The organism is Bacillus sp. BC05(2025), assembly GCF_056725905.1.
The window spans coordinates 40,769-56,594 of sequence record NZ_JBWYRA010000010.1 but is presented as its reverse complement, the minus strand read 5'-3'; the positions used below and the strand labels follow the sequence as shown (position 1 = coordinate 56,594).

Sequence of the window (15,826 nt, the reverse complement as noted above, 5' to 3'; positions counted from 1 at the left end):
GAAGGGACACACTAAAGGGGAATTGAAGCAAGGAGGGACAATTATGGCAGAGCGTCAATCACTTGAATCGTATATTACACAAGCGGAACAAGCTGTGGAATATGCGAAAGAACAATTAGACCAAGGTATGAGACAAGAGCATTACAATACGATGGAGTATTCGGATGCGCAGTTAAAATTAGAACAAGCGTATAACGATTTACAAACGATGCAACAACATGCGAATGATGAGCAACGTGAGCAATTAAATAGAGCACGCATGGCAATTCGCCAACTGCAACATCAAATGATTATTACACCGCACTAAAAAGGAGTGAATGTAATGGCGAAACGCTCAGATCAAAATAATCCAGAGCAAAAAACACAAAATGGACATAACGCTGAGTTTTCAAATGAACTTGATCCAGTTGTTCAAGTGAAACAGCGCAACAGTAAAAAAGGACAACCACAAAAATCAAAGCAATCAGAGTAAACCAGGTCGCAATATGACCTGGTTTTATTTTGCTATATGACAATAATGTAAGATTTCTGTAAGGTTTGCCGATAGTTGTAAGATAACATTTCCAGTAGAGTAAGGGAGGATTAAATTTTGGACAAGGAGTTGCTTATGGGGAACAATATGACAAACAAACGAATTGATGAGTTAGATTACATTCGTGGCTTCGCATTACTGGGGATTATTTTAGTGAATATTTTAGCACTACTTAATATTAAAACTCCAGATCCTAATACAGTAGATGCTAGCTATCAAAGGTTTCTATACTTATTTGTAGAAGGTCGTTTCTTCTCGATTTTCTCATTTTTATTTGGAGTAGGATTTTATATCTTTATTACAAGAGCAATTGCAAAAGGAAAGAATGGATACGTTCTATTTCTACGCCGCATAGTTGCACTATTTATTTTTGGTTTGATTCATCAAATGTTTCAGCCTGGGGAAGCATTAGCGTTATACGCAATTTGTGGATTAATTGTTTTACCGTTTTATAAAGCGAAAAAAGAAGTGAATGTAGTAATCGGTCTTATTCTTACGATAACTTTTAGTATTATGGCAGCTAAGGAATTATTACCATTAGGTTTAATTTTATTAGGTCTTGCTGCGGGACAGTATAAAGTATTTGAAAATCTTTCAGCAAAAATGAAACAAGTCGCTATTTTTACAGGGATTATGTTTGTTTTAAGTGTTGTAGCGTTATGGTATCAATATGGACACGTTCCTGCTGAGCCATTCGTAAATATGATAATCATGAATGAAGATGGGACAATGGATGCTACAGGTCAATTCTTAAAAATTGGTGTTACAGTTGGACCAATTATTTCAGCTTTCTATGTCGGAGCGTTAATTTTATTACTTCAGTTAAAACCAGTTCAAACATTGTTAGCACCATTGAAATACTACGGTCGTATGGCTTTAACAAATTATATTGGACAAACTGCAATGATTTTAATTGCAGGTAGTGTATTTAACTTTGCAGGTAACTTAACGTACATGCAGACGTTATATGTATGTATCGCAATTTACGCTATTCAAATTGTGTTTAGTGTAATTTGGATGAAAATCTTTAAAATGGGTCCGCTAGAATGGATTTGGCGTGTTATTACGTATTGGACGGTAACGCCTTTAAAGAAATAAAGTGAAACTTTAATCAGTGGGGGTCTTACTGCCCATTAAAGCGGGATAAAGAGAGAAGTGGTCTGTTCCTTTTGTGGAACAGACCATTTTTATTTTCATCTTTTGGTGGTAAGTGGAGATTCCTTGGTAGATCACGAATAAAATCTCATTTACCAACGAACCTTACACGCCCACCTTTTTTATATTACAAAAGTGTAAGGTAATTGTAATGTTAACAAATAGCAGTTCACCCTCAAAAGGCGCAAAATAGGTAATGGAAAAACAAGCGTAGGAGGATATATATGACGAAACCAGTTGTAGACGTGAAAAACGTTCAAAAAGTGTACGGTAAAAAAGGTGAGAACCAATCACACGCGTTAAAAGGTGTTTCATTCTCGATTCAAGAGGGTGAGTTTGTTGGGATTATGGGACCATCTGGTTCTGGTAAAACAACCTTATTAAATGTAATTTCAACACTTGATAAAGCAACGGGCGGCGTTGTTGAAATTGCAGGAACAGATATTACAAAAATGAAACAAGGTGAGCTTTCTGATTTCCGTTCACAAAAATTAGGATTCATCTTCCAAGACTTTAACTTATTAGAGAACTTATCTATTTACGAAAACATTGCACTTCCACTTTCTCTTCAAGGGGTTCCATCACGTAATATTGGACCGAAAGTAGAAAAAGTAGCGGGTATGTTAGGGATTACAGAAATTCTTCAAAAGTATCCATCTGAAGTATCTGGTGGACAGAAACAACGTTCAGCAGCAGCGCGCGCACTTGTACATGAGCCAGCAATTATTTTAGGGGACGAGCCAACAGGAGCTCTTGATTCTAAAAATGCAACGAGTTTACTTGATGCGATGACAAACTTAAATAAAGATCAAGGCGTATCGATTATGATGGTTACGCATGATCCGTATAGTGCAAGTTACTGTCAGCGTATTTTATTTATTCAAGATGGTGAGTTATATAAAGAAATTCATCGCGGTGGTACGCGTGAAGAGTTCTACAAAGAAATTTTAGATGTACTTGCAGACTTAGGTACACAAAAAGCGTAAGAAAGGAGGTTCCAGTATGTTATTTAAACTTTCCATGTCGGGGCTGAAAAGTAAGCTGAAAGATTATATCGTCTTACTTGTCGGTCTTGTCATGTCGATTTCAATTTTTTACATGTTCCAAACGTTAGCATTGAATAAAGCGTTTATCGAATCTAATTCAGTTATTCAATCAATCGGATTCGTATTCCAAGCAGGGTCATTTTTACTAGCCATTATAACGTTCTTCTATATTTTATATGCGAACTCTTTCTTATTATCTCTTCGCCAAAAAGAGTTTGGTATGTATATGATGTTAGGAGCAAAAAAACATAAAGTTACATTGCTTATGTTTATTGAAACGATTGTATTAGGTGCTGCGTCTCTTGCGATTGGTATTACAGTTGGTGTAGGACTTGCAGAAGGTATCGGACAGTTATTAATGAAACAGCTTGAATTTGCTGGTGAAGGTTATAAAGCATTTTATTTACCATCTATGACTGTTACTTGTATTTTCTTCTTTGCATTATTTGTATTATCAGCAATTATGAACAGTATTAAATTATCACGCATTTCTGTACTGCAACTTGTACATGCAGACGCACAAACAGAGCGTGTTGCAGTAAAAGGAAAAATGACAGGTTTAGTTGCATTCCTTGCGGTTATTTTATTAGGCATTGGATATGCATCAATGATTTACATGGAAAAACTAAGAGAGATGGGAATCCTTATTGCATTAGTTACAACAACAGCTGGTACTTACATGTTATTTGGATCTCTTCTTCCAGTTATTATTAAAAAGTTAAAAAGTAATAAAAAACGTAGTGAAAAAGGACTTAACGCTTTTACGTTCGCCCAATTAAACTTCCGTATTAATAGCTTAACGAAAGTACTTGCAACAGTAGCAATGTTAGTTGCACTTGGAGCGGGTGCAATTTCAGGAGGTATGGCGTTTAAAAATAACGTTATAAAAATGGTAGACGGTTTAGTAATATATGATTCAGTAGTTCATAACCCAACAGCTGAAGAAAAGAAAATTTTAGACGGTATTACATTTAAAGAGAAAAGCGAATACCGTTATAAAGTTGATGATAAATACGTTTACTATGTAAAAGAAGATTTAGAGAAAAATCGTCCGTTAGTAAAAGATATGGAAAATGTGAAGTCAATGAAAGATTTAGTAAATACGAAAAAAGCTTCACAGGAACTACCAGTAGGCGCAGTTTCTAGAGAGATGAATGAAAAAGATGCGAATGCGAAAGAACTTCCAGAAGAATGGGACGATGCTTTCAGAACAATTCAGCCATTTTATGTATACCAGGATCATGCAATTAAAATTGTAGATCAAAAAATGTACGATGAGATAAATGGTAAAGAAGGTATAGCATTTATCGGAAAAGTAGATGATTTCTTAACATATACAAAAGAATGGAAAAAACTTGACGAGTTGCAGCTAGATAAATATAAAAATATAAAAGCTGAAAGATTAGATAGTAAATATCAATCTTACGACATGTTTTACGGAGTTGCGAGCGGAACAGTATTTATGGGATTCTTCCTTGGAATTGCGTTCCTAGCAATGATGGCAAGTTGTTTAATGTTTAAAATTCTTTCTGGTGCATCAAAAGATATTACGCGTTATCAAATGCTTCGTAAAATCGGTGTGCGCCGTGAGTTATTAACAAAATCGATTTATAAAGAGTTATTCTTAGTATTCTTATTCCCAGCAATTGTGGGTATCGCCCACGTATTAGTTGGTATGAATATTTTCGGATTTATTTTAATGGATCCTTACTTCCGTATTTGGGTACCAATCGTAATTTTCGTAGTAATTTATGCGATTTATTACTTCATTACAGTTCAATTGTATAAAGGAATTGTTCTTCCGAAAGAAGATTAATACGTAAAAAGCCGAGTGAAAGTGCTCGGTTTTTTATATTTTCAGAAAAAACACTTTAATGTTACTGAAATATATAATATAATATAAATAAGTAACATAATATGTGAGTATCAGCAACCGAAAAATGAAAGGAGGAATCCAATCTATAGAAAGAAGCTGAACTTGTATCCCCTATTTTCTACCCACACCATATTTGTACAATCATAAATTTCCAAATGAAAAATTGTCAGACCTAAGTCGTATATTGTGAAAATAATGGATAATACATGGAAATCCCATAGCGTGATAAGGTAAAATGAACAGGATAATGAGAAAATTACCGTTCATAAGATGAGGAGATACATGTATGGAAGTTGTAGAGGCATTAAAAGATATAAGCCAAATTGAGGCTATGAAAAAGTATTTAAAAGAGCACTCGCAGCGAGATTATCTTTTATTTGTTATTGGAATTAACACTGGATTAAAGATTACTGAACTACTTAGTATGAAGTTTGAAGAGGTATTAAATGAAGATGGAACTGTGAAAGAGTTCTACTCTCTTCCTGTGAAAGATGAAAAATTTAAACAAGATATTTATTTAAATACAAAAGTAAAAGAAGCACTTTTAGAGTATGTACAATCTATTGATGCTCAAAGAGAAAACTACGTATTTCAATCGAATAAAACGAAAAATTCAATCTCACGCCAACAAGCGTATCGCGTTATTCATAGCGCAGCTGAAGCGGTTGGGATTGTTGGAAAGATTGGAACGAACTCAATGCGAAAAACATTTGGATATCACGCGTACAAAAGAGGAATAGCGATTGCGCTATTACAAAAGCATTTTCATCATGCGACTCCATCTGAGACGCTCAAGTATTTAGGAATCTCAAAAGATGAGAAGTTTAAAACAGAGATTGATGTAGATTTGTAAAAGCCGTAACTAAAAATTTTAGGAGGCGGAACATATGAATATTAGAGAGAGTGAACTACCGGGCATTGGATGTAAATTTGAAGTTATAACAAAAGGTAATGAAAAAATGGTTATCGTTATTCATGATGATGGCCGAAGAGAAATGTATCATTTTGATGCGGATCACGATGAGAGTGTTTCGAGCATTTCTCTTCGTGATTCTGAAGCGAGACAAATCGCGGCTATATTAGGCGGAATGGTATATAGACCACAAGCGTTAGACACAATTGAGATGGCTTTTGAAGGATTATCAATTGAATGGTTTAAGGTAGAAAATCATGCGCCAGTCGTACAACAAACAATCGGTAGCTTACATGTCAGAAAAACATATAACGTAACGATTATTGCCATTTTGAAAAAGAATATGAAGAAATTCTTTAATCCAGGTCCAGATTCTATTATTGAAGCTGGCGATATGCTCGTATTATCGGGTGAAAGACATGAAGTGAAAAGAATTATTAATGAATTGCTTTCAGCAGGAGGTGATTCCTAATCGATGGATACTTTAATCTTTGAAGTTGGAACTGCGTTAGTATTAGTAGCTTTTGCAGCTATCCTCGCTGCGAAGTTAAAGTTCTCGATTATTCCGTTTCTCATTATACTCGGTATGTTAGTGGGGCCTCATGCCCCAGATTTAGGACTTATCGATTTAAGGTTTATTGAAAGCGGAGAAGTTATTTCATTCCTCGGCCGTGTTGGCGTCATATTCCTCCTATTCTACTTAGGTTTAGAATTCTCAATAAAAAAATTAATTAAATCAGGAAAGTCAATTGCTTTCGGGGGGACTGTCCACATATCGCTTAATTTCATATTAGGTTTGCTTTATGGATATGTGATGGGATTTCCCTTACTAGAAACGTTAATTATCGCTGGAATCATTACAATTTCATCAAGTGCAATTGTTGCGAAAGTAATTGTTGATTTAAGAAGATCTGGTAATAAAGAGACTGAATTAATATTAGGAATCATTATGTTTGATGATATTTTTTTGGCTGTATATTTATCAGTCGTTTCAGGGTTAGTACTCGGTGGTGCCACATCATTTGTAGGTGCTCTCACATCGGTTTTAATCGCAGTAGGATATATGCTACTATTCTTCGTAATTGCTAGAAAGGCTACGCCGTTTTTAAATAAAATATTAGATATTTCGTCAAATGAAATTTTTATTATCGTAATATTTGCTATTTTATTCTTTGTAGCAGGATTTTCAGAAACGATTCATGTTGCAGAAGCGATTGGAGCGTTATTGTTAGGGCTTGTCTTTTCTGAAACGGAGCATAGCGATCGGATTGAACATCTCGTCGTCCCGTTTCGTGATTTCTTTGGGGCCATATTCTTTTTCAGTTTCGGTTTAAGTATAGATCCGTTTTCGCTTGGAGGAGCAGTGTGGTTAGCGTTAGGGGCAGTGCTCATTACACTCATCGGTAATTTTACAGCTGGAATGATTGCAGGACGTAAAGCCGGGTTATCGCATAAGGCTTCTACGAATATCGGTTTAACACTTGTATCACGCGGAGAGTTCTCCATTATTGTCGCAAATATCGGTATTGCGGGTGGCTTAATGGCAGCGATTAAACCGTTCTCCGCACTGTACGTTTTAATATTAGCATCGTTAGGACCGTTATTAACAAAAGAGTCTGGGAGAATATACTCTCTACTAGATAAGGTATTTAAATGGAGCGCGAAAGAACGTGCGAAGCGAGAAAAAGAAGTTGGATAGTATAAATAAGGGGAGACTGCATGAAATTCATGTAATCTTCTCTTTTTTTATTGTTACTGCTGTCGTTTTTTGTCGGTAAGTCGATATATTTTAATAATCGCTGATATATTTCCAAAATTGCCGATATATTTTCAAACAGCAATCAATATAATTTCATTTACCGATAAACCGTTATCTGAATTTCATCAACTATTAATCAGTTGCCTTCCTATTTAAAAACGACTACAATTTTACTGTTATAGATGAACGAAAAAATAGAATAGGAGGGGAGACTATGCCAAGGAAAGTATGGCTATTAGTAGCTGGGATGATTATTAATGTCACGGGTGCTTCTTTTTTATGGCCTTTTAATACAATTTATTTGCATGATCACCTAGGAAAATCTTTATCTGTGGCCGGAATGGTATTAATGATCAACTCGCTTACTGGTGTAATCGGAAACTTGCTCGGCGGTGTTTTATTTGATAAATGGGGCGGTTATAAATCAACTTTAGTAGGAATTGTGATTACACTCGTATCAATTTTAGGTCTTGTGTTCTTCCACGGTTGGCCATTATATGTTGTGTGGCTAGCGTTAATCGGCTTCGGTTCTGGAATGGTCTTCCCATCGATGTACGCGATGGTTGGTACGGTTTGGCCAGAGGGCGGAAGACGAGCATTTAATGCGATGTATGTTGGACAAAACGTTGGTATTGCGATCGGAACAGCATGTGGTGGATTAGTTGCATCGTATCGTTTTGATTATATTTTCTTAGCGAACTTTATTTTATACTTTATTTTCTTTTTAATTGCTTTTATTGGATTCCGTGGTATGGAAGACAAAAAAGAGCCGGGAGTGCAAAAAGAAGTCGAAACGAAAAAAGGTTGGTCGCTTACACCTGGATTCAAAGCACTTCTTATCGTGTGTGTAGCATATGCTCTATGCTGGGTTACATATGTACAGTGGCAAGGAGCAATTGCAACACATATGCAAGAATTAAACATTAGCCTTCGTCACTACAGTTTATTATGGACGATAAACGGGGCGATGATTGTTTGTGCGCAGCCATTAGTTAGTATGTTAATTCGCTGGATGAAGCGTTCTTTAAAACAACAAATTATGATTGGAATTATTATTTTTGCTGCGTCATTTATTGTGTTAAGTCAAGCGCAGCAATTTACGATGTTCCTCGTTGCGATGGTAACATTAACAATTGGTGAGCTATTCGTATGGCCAGCAGTTCCGACCATTGCAAATATACTTGCACCAAAAGATAAACTTGGATTTTATCAAGGTGTTGTAAATAGCGCAGCGACTGTAGGAAAAATGTTCGGACCGGTCGTTGGTGGAGCAATTGTTGATTTATACAATATGGAAGTATTGTTTATAGCAATCATGGTAATGCTTGTAGTAGCGATTATTGCAACGAGTATTTATGATAAACGAGTAAAAGTAGAAGAAACAGTTGAAGAAAAAATTGCAGTTTAGTTTGACGGAACATGTTCATATGTTTTAGAATATATTTAAATAAAACAACCTTTCGAACAAGGGAGATCGCTCGGCTGTCGTAAGACGAATTCATTAGTTATGAAGAGTAACGATTAACCGAGAAGCCCCGCGTTAAGTAAGCTCTTTAGAGATACGAGGCGGAGGGTAGTTCACTTAACTCATATTTGTAATAACAGTGAGAAGGAGTAGTAGTAATAGAAGCTGGTTTAGAGAGTTGACGGTCGGTGCAAGTCAATCCACGTTTCGTTATGAACTCGCCTTTGAGTTGCAGTTGTGAAACTAATAGTAGCAATTGCCGTTAATCCACGTTACGGATCTAAGCGAATGTATATTTGTACATTAATTTAGGGTGGTACCGCGGGAATCTACAACCTCTCGTCCCTTTCTAGGGATGAGAGGTTTTTTGTATTTTGGGCGGTGAAAATAAATATAATTTCAAGGAGGGTATCTCATGAGCTTTAATCATCAAGAAATTGAGAAGAAGTGGCAAGGGTACTGGGAAGAGAATAAAACATTCCGTACGCCAGATGAGACAGAAAAACCAAAATTTTATGCACTAGATATGTTCCCATATCCATCAGGTGCAGGCCTACACGTAGGACATCCAGAAGGATATACAGCGACAGATATTTTATCTCGTATGAAGCGTATGCAAGGATATAACGTTCTTCATCCAATGGGATGGGATGCATTCGGTCTTCCAGCAGAGCAATATGCACTTGATACTGGAAACAGCCCAGCTGAATTTACAGAGCATAATATTAATACGTTCCGTAACCAAATTAAATCATTAGGTTTCTCTTACGATTGGGACCGTGAAGTAAATACAACAGATCCAAACTACTACAAGTGGACACAATGGATCTTCCTAAAACTATTTGAAAAAGGCTTAGCTTACGTTGATGAAGTACCTGTAAACTGGTGCCCAGCACTTGGTACAGTACTTGCAAACGAAGAGATTATTGACGGTAAGAGTGAGCGCGGTGGACATCCAGTTGAGCGTCGTCCGATGAGACAGTGGATGTTAAAAATTACAGCTTACGGAGATCGTCTATTAGAAGATCTAGATGAGCTTGATTGGCCAGAAAGTTTAAAAGATATGCAACGTAACTGGATCGGTCGTTCTGAAGGTGCAGAAGTACACTTCAATATCGACGGTACAGACGAGAAATTCACAGTTTTCACAACGCGCCCTGATACACTATTTGGTGCAACATATTGTGTACTTGCTCCGGAACATGCACTTGTTGCAGAAATTACGACAGCAGAACAAAAAGAAGCGGTAGAAGCTTACATTAACGCTGTAAAAATGAAGAGTGACCTAGAGCGTACAGAACTTGCGAAAGAAAAAACTGGTGTATTCACTGGTGCTTACGCAGTTAACCCAGTAAACGGTGAGAAATTACCAATCTGGATCGCTGATTACGTTCTTGCAACTTACGGAACAGGTGCTGTAATGGCAGTTCCAGCTCACGATGAGCGTGACTATGAATTCGCATCAGTATTCAATCTTCCAATGAAGGAAGTTGTAAAAGGCGGAGACATTACGAAAGAAGTGTACACAGGTGATGGTGCACACGTAAACTCAGCATTCCTTGATGGATTAAATAAAGAAGAAGCAATTGCAAAAATGATTGAATGGCTTGAAGTAACAAGCGCAGGAAATCAAAAAGTAACGTACCGTCTACGTGACTGGTTATTCAGCCGTCAACGTTACTGGGGTGAGCCAATTCCAGTAATCCACTGGGAAGATGGCACAATGACAGCTGTGAAAGAAGAAGAATTACCATTAGTTCTTCCGAAAACAGAAAACATCCGTCCTTCAGGTACTGGTGAATCACCACTTGCTAACATTGACGAGTGGGTAAATGTTGTTGATCCTGAGACTGGTAAAAAAGGTCGTCGTGAAACGAATACAATGCCACAATGGGCTGGTAGCTGCTGGTATTACCTACGTTACATCGATCCAAACAACAGCGAAGCACTTGTGGATCCTGAAAAAGTAAAACAATGGCTTCCAGTTGATATTTATATCGGCGGAGCAGAGCATGCTGTACTTCACTTACTATATGCTCGTTTCTGGCATAAAGTATTATACGATATCGGTGTAGTTCCAACGAAAGAGCCATTCCAACAATTATTCAACCAAGGTATGATTCTAGGTGAAAACAACGAGAAAATGAGTAAATCAAAAGGTAACGTTGTAAACCCTGATGATATTGTAGCAAGCCACGGTGCAGACACACTTCGTCTATACGAAATGTTCATGGGACCATTAGATGCTTCAATCGCTTGGTCTGAAAATGGTCTTGACGGAGCTCGTCGTTTCCTAGACCGCGTATGGCGTCTATTCGTTCAAGATAACGGTGAATTAAGTGAGAAAATTACGGATGCACCAAATAAAGAGCTTGAAAAAGCTTACCACCAAACAGTGAAGAAAGTAACAGAAGACTATGCAGAGCTTCGCTTCAACACAGCGATTTCTCAAATGATGGTATTCATCAACGATGCATACAAAGCTGAAACACTTCCGAAAGAATACGTAGAAGGTTTCGTAAAAATGATTGCACCAGTTGCACCTCACATTGGGGAAGAGCTATGGAGCAAACTTGGATACAATGAAACAATCACATATGCAAGCTGGCCAACATTTGATGAGTCTAAACTTGTAGAAGATGAAGTTGAAATCGTTGTTCAAGTTATGGGTAAAGTTCGCGCAAAACTAACAATGAGTAAAGACGCATCAAAAGAAGAAATGGAACAACTTGCACTTGAAGCAATTCAAGACCAAATTGAAGGGAAAACAGTTCGTAAAGTAATTGTTGTTCCTGGAAAACTTGTTAACGTTGTTGCAAACTAATTCATTCTAAATAAAAGCTCAGAGTATTTATACTCTGAGCTTTTTTGTGTAGAAAATAATTTCTGGATTACCTTAGTCTAAGTTTCAATTATTTCATTACGTACAAATAAAAGAGCGGAATTCCCATACAGACAAACACCTATTTTTCTATAGGAAATATGATAAAAAAGGTAGGCTAAAATGAGTAGAAGAGGTGAAAGGAATGAAAGGGATGGATAATAATGCACCACATGGCTTCTTCGGAGGTGGATCGGGTAGTTATGAACAAATGATGTTAATGGGAGGAGCTGGCCAACAAGGATACGGTGGGATTCCGAGCTGGATGGGTGGAGCAGCAGGAGGCTTTCCAACATCGGTAGCTGGCATGCAAACTGGAATGCCGACATCAATGGGAGGCTTTTCGACATCAGGGGCTGGAATGCCTACAGTAACAGGAAGCTTTCCAACATCAGTAGCTGGCGTACAGACAGGATTTCCAGTAGGAGCACCAACTACATTTCCTTCTTTCGTTGGAGGAGTGCAGACAGGATTTCCGATACCAGGAGTAGGTGTTGTAGCTGGAGGGATAGGTGGGTATCCGCAAGTTGTTCACGGTCATCATGAACATCACCACCATCACGGTCACCATGGCCATCATGGACACCATCATCACCAAGGGCAACATGGCCATCATGGACACCATCATCACCAAGGGCAACACAGTCATCATGGACACCATCATCACCAAGGTCAACACGGTCATCATGGACACCATCATCACCAAGGTCAACACGGCCACCATGGTCATCAACAACAAATACATCACCACGGTCACCACCACATTCATCCGCAAGCTGTTCTTTATCAAATGCACCAAGGTCACCAAGGTCACCAAGGTCACCAAGGTCACCAAGGTCACCAAGGTCAACATGGTCACCACAGCCAACAGGGTCACCAAGGTCAACATGGTCACCACAGCCAACACGGTCACCAAGGTCACCAAGGTCACCAAGGTCACCAAGGTCACCAAGGTCACCAAGGTCACCAAGGTCACCAAGGTCAACACGGCCACCACGGTCATCAAGGCCAACACGGCCAACATGGCCAACAGCACCAACAGCACCAACAGCACCAACAATACCAACAGTATCAACAGTATCAACAACAACAATCTTCTCCGTGGACAGGTGGAATTGGAGCAGGAGGAGCAGGGGCAGCGGCAGGAGCGGCTAGTATTGGTGGAGCAGCAGGGCACGCTGGACACGTTGGTCATTAATGAATTGCAGAAAAACAGACATAATAAAAAACTGCTAGGAAATCCTAGCAGTTTTTTTCAGCTTCTTGGCGCTGACGTTCGATTTCAGCACGAAGTTGTGGTTCTGGTGCTTGCCAGCCTTCTGGTTTTAGAATTTTGCCATCGCCTTCACGGAATCGAGGTTTCCCGTCCGGGAATAGTTTTGCCATGTTTGCGTTATTTACAATTTCGAATCCTTTATCAGGACGTACGCCCATTTCAGCAAATGTTCCGAATGCAAAGTAAATAAGGTCAATTAGTGCATCATATTGATCTTCAACGGTCGTTGCTTCTAGAAATTCTTCTAGCTCTTCTTGCATAAAACTTGCACGGATTTTTGCACGTTCTTCTGTTAGTTTTGTTGGAGTATTTGTCACGGGGTGTCCGAACTCTTTATGCATTTTTGCAACAAGTTCGTATCCTTTATCTAAACCTTTTTCGTTTGTCATGTTGTTTCATCCTTTCTCGCTTTGTCCGAATCTCATTGTAACATAGGGTGATTATGAAATGAAAAGAACATCTTATCGAAATAAGATGTTCGCTCGTTATTCTTCTTTTTTTATTAAAAGCGATGAAATAAGATCGATGCCAAAAATACCGACGAGTAACATTGGTATAACGACAAGCAAGTAACGTGTGAAGGAAACATTTTTTAAGTATGTATGAGCAAATAAAAAGACGACGAGAAATAAAATACCATTTAAAATAGGCTTTACTAATTTTTTAGACATAAGCTCCCCCATAAATATCTTCTCTCTCTATCTAAAATAAAAACTCCTCTTTCCGTTGTATCATGCCGGGGAGAGGAGTTCAATCATTTCTCATTCAATTACACCAGAATTTGTAATATTTACGGTGTATTTTATAGTAACTGGAACATCTTTATACATTTGTCTCCACTCTTCTAACTTGAATGGGCGATAATGTTGTTTATATTTAGCTCCTAGCCCGAGAGGATCGACGTCTAAAGATTTAAACTGCTTAATTAATTTCTTAGCTTGAGCATCCAGTTGTTTTTGGACGTCCTTCTCAATATTTTTTGAGTTCTTGTTATTTTCTAAGTTAATTGGTTTCGATAGTTCTTGAATTCGCGCCTCAAGATGAACGTGAATGAAGAAAGAAGGTTTTCCATTTTTAATTTTTATATCGTAAGTTGGAACGGAATGAATATTATTAATCATTACGTATGCAGAATCGGTTTTAAATTCATGTGAATCCAATTTATGTTTTTCTAATAGTCCTTTAAATATGAACATATCTTTTTCCGCAATTTTACCGATATATTTATCCTTTTTAAAAAGGCCAATTCCGGTGATTTTTATTTTATCACCATGTTTCTTTAGAATTGGAATATAGTAGTCCTTCCCTTCTTGATAATAACGGAATGCTCCTACATGCAGATTATCCGTTGGTAAAGGACCAGTTTCCATGTTATGCTCTAACAATTTTTTTATATAAATTGCAACGTTGTATGAGGTCGAATATTTACCTTTCAAAAGTTCAGTACCATTACCTTCAAGTAAAGCAACATATAAAGCGTTCCCTATATTCACATCTCGAAGTAATGTATCGAATGAAGTAGACATGCCTTTTTTGGCAAGTCTTATCGTATATAAAGCAACACGCATTTGTCCGCTAGCAAATGGTTGAGAAGATTCTAAAGATGTGTCTGCTTTTACTTGTTTTACCGCATTTGCGGTGCCTTCAAAAACTTGAACTTTATTTCCCTTTTTCTGAATGGGACAAACGAATGTCACTTTTACTTTATGATCCTTTGCTGCATCAAAAACGGTTCCTTGAATAAGTTGTACATCATCGATAATATTTTTTTGTAAACATCCAGTTAAACTAAAAAGTGCTATACAAGAAATAAGTATTAATTTGCTTTTGATTTTTTCCATTTTCTTTTCACCCACACAATAATAAATAGGATTGGGATGTATACATAAACGAGCCAAAAACTAACCTTCGATGCATTACTAATAAAGTTATTAATATCGTGTCTGTTTGTTAAAAGTTGTGAAATAATGAGAGTGATAAACATAAAAGCGATTAAAATACCTCTTTGTTTTACACGGAATATTTCATGTGTTGCTCTCGTTGCTGCCCATAAAGGGAGGATAAAACTTGAAACAATAACGAGTGCATAGCCTGAAATTGCAATATATTCAAGTCTTTCTATAAATGGTAATTGAATGACTTGAGTCATAGAAAGTTGGGCCCATATCGTTTTTAACAATTGTTTTTCACTAAAAAATGCAAAGGCTAAAAGGGTACTAAATAAATATAGAAGATTTGAAAATAGTGCTCCAAGCTGAGCGTATTTATGAGATTGCATAGGCTTTTTCACAAATGGATACACCATGAGGTAAATCTCAAAACCGGTCATACTGTAGACTGACACGTGAGCGGATTTTAAAATGTCTGAAAACGAATGTGTGAATATAGGTAATAAATTATCCCAATGTGAATATTTCAAAACGAATAAGCTTAGAAATAAATATCCTAATGTACCACCAACAGAGATGACGCAAATACCGGTAATGACACGAAATCCAGAAGAGACAATGTAATAGCTAACTAAGCATAAAAAGAGTGTTAACATCCATGTGGAAGCAGTTGGGAACATCCATACTTGAATAATTTCAACATACGTTCGAATGACCGAAATACTGACGATTAAAAAATAAGCTGCAAAGATAATATTAAAGACATTCCCTATCCACTTTCCAAACGTTTGTCGTTGTAAATCAATTAAATTTCCGTTTGTTTCTTTTAATAAAAAATACATCATCCATATAAGGAGATGGATACAGAGTCCTGTGATTAGAACGCCCATCCAGCCGTCGTATCCAGCGGCCTTGGCAGTAATTCGAGCGAAGCCGAGAACGCCAGCTCCAAACTGTGCACCGTGAATTAAGAAGAAGACAAAGACAGGAGATATTTGATATTTTTCTTGAACTTTACTCATCAATGCACCTCA

At 37.4% G+C, this 15,826-nt stretch carries 15 protein-coding genes and 1 other annotated feature; of the genes, 11 read left to right on the top strand and 4 right to left on the bottom strand.

Going from position 1 to position 15,826, the window contains the following annotated elements; genetic code table 11:
* The first annotated feature begins 43 nt into the window (after positions 1-43).
* From ACZ76X_RS23635 to ACZ76X_RS23585, 11 genes are all read left to right on the top strand, one after another.
* A complete protein-coding gene (locus ACZ76X_RS23635) occupies positions 44-307 on the top strand; it encodes a YtzC family protein (RefSeq protein WP_000840868.1) in 264 nt (87 codons plus the stop codon).
* 15 nt (positions 308-322) lie between these two features.
* A complete protein-coding gene (locus ACZ76X_RS23630) occupies positions 323-472 on the top strand; it encodes a hypothetical protein (protein ID WP_001129344.1) in 150 nt (49 codons plus the stop codon).
* 135 nt (positions 473-607) lie between these two features.
* On the top strand, positions 608-1,630 hold the full coding sequence (locus tag ACZ76X_RS23625; RefSeq protein ID WP_479851942.1) for a DUF418 domain-containing protein: 1,023 nt from the start codon (positions 608-610) through the stop codon (positions 1,628-1,630).
* A gap of 281 nt (positions 1,631-1,911) precedes the next feature.
* A complete protein-coding gene (locus ACZ76X_RS23620; RefSeq protein WP_071711001.1) occupies positions 1,912-2,673 on the top strand; it encodes an ABC transporter ATP-binding protein in 762 nt (253 codons plus the stop codon).
* Positions 2,674-2,689: 16 nt separating this feature from the next.
* The gene (locus ACZ76X_RS23615) at positions 2,690-4,549 is read left to right on the top strand and encodes an FtsX-like permease family protein (protein ID WP_479851854.1); all 1,860 of its coding nucleotides are present in this window, start codon (positions 2,690-2,692) and stop codon (positions 4,547-4,549) included.
* A gap of 346 nt (positions 4,550-4,895) precedes the next feature.
* Positions 4,896-5,462, top strand: a complete 567-nt coding sequence (locus ACZ76X_RS23610; protein ID WP_479851853.1) for a tyrosine-type recombinase/integrase — start codon at positions 4,896-4,898, stop codon at positions 5,460-5,462.
* A gap of 34 nt (positions 5,463-5,496) precedes the next feature.
* Positions 5,497-5,994, top strand: coding sequence for a cation:proton antiporter regulatory subunit (locus ACZ76X_RS23605; RefSeq protein ID WP_212955483.1), 498 nt, complete (start codon positions 5,497-5,499; stop codon positions 5,992-5,994).
* Positions 5,995-5,997: 3 nt separating this feature from the next.
* Entirely contained in the window at positions 5,998-7,221 is a 1,224-nt protein-coding gene (locus ACZ76X_RS23600) for a cation:proton antiporter (RefSeq protein WP_369458465.1), read from the top strand.
* A 274-nt stretch (positions 7,222-7,495) separates the two neighbouring features.
* Entirely contained in the window at positions 7,496-8,689 is a 1,194-nt protein-coding gene (locus ACZ76X_RS23595) for an MDR family MFS transporter (RefSeq protein WP_479851852.1), read from the top strand.
* A 187-nt stretch (positions 8,690-8,876) separates the two neighbouring features.
* Positions 8,877-9,096 (top strand) — a binding site (T-box leader).
* A 65-nt stretch (positions 9,097-9,161) separates the two neighbouring features.
* Positions 9,162-11,570 (top strand): leucine--tRNA ligase, encoded by a 2,409-nt coding sequence (gene leuS, locus ACZ76X_RS23590; protein ID WP_479851851.1) that lies wholly within the window; start codon positions 9,162-9,164, stop codon positions 11,568-11,570.
* A gap of 202 nt (positions 11,571-11,772) precedes the next feature.
* The gene (locus ACZ76X_RS23585; RefSeq protein WP_479851850.1) at positions 11,773-12,825 is read left to right on the top strand and encodes a hypothetical protein; all 1,053 of its coding nucleotides are present in this window, start codon (positions 11,773-11,775) and stop codon (positions 12,823-12,825) included.
* 44 nt (positions 12,826-12,869) lie between these two features.
* On the opposite strand, the gene ACZ76X_RS23580 is transcribed toward ACZ76X_RS23585, so the two are convergent.
* The 4 genes from ACZ76X_RS23580 to ACZ76X_RS23565 form a co-directional block, all read right to left on the bottom strand.
* Positions 12,870-13,292, bottom strand: a complete 423-nt coding sequence (locus ACZ76X_RS23580) for a pyrophosphohydrolase domain-containing protein (protein WP_000180559.1) — start codon at positions 13,290-13,292, stop codon at positions 12,870-12,872.
* Between the two features lie 96 nt (positions 13,293-13,388).
* A complete protein-coding gene (locus ACZ76X_RS23575; RefSeq protein WP_479851849.1) occupies positions 13,389-13,574 on the bottom strand; it encodes a hypothetical protein in 186 nt (61 codons plus the stop codon).
* 90 nt (positions 13,575-13,664) lie between these two features.
* Entirely contained in the window at positions 13,665-14,744 is a 1,080-nt protein-coding gene (gene gerHC / locus ACZ76X_RS23570) for a spore germination protein GerHC (RefSeq protein WP_479851848.1), read from the bottom strand.
* Positions 14,720-15,814 (bottom strand): spore germination protein, encoded by a 1,095-nt coding sequence (locus tag ACZ76X_RS23565; protein ID WP_479851847.1) that lies wholly within the window; start codon positions 15,812-15,814, stop codon positions 14,720-14,722. Before ACZ76X_RS23565 ends, gerHC begins: the two co-directional genes overlap by 25 nt.
* Positions 15,815-15,826: the final 12 nt, after the last annotated feature.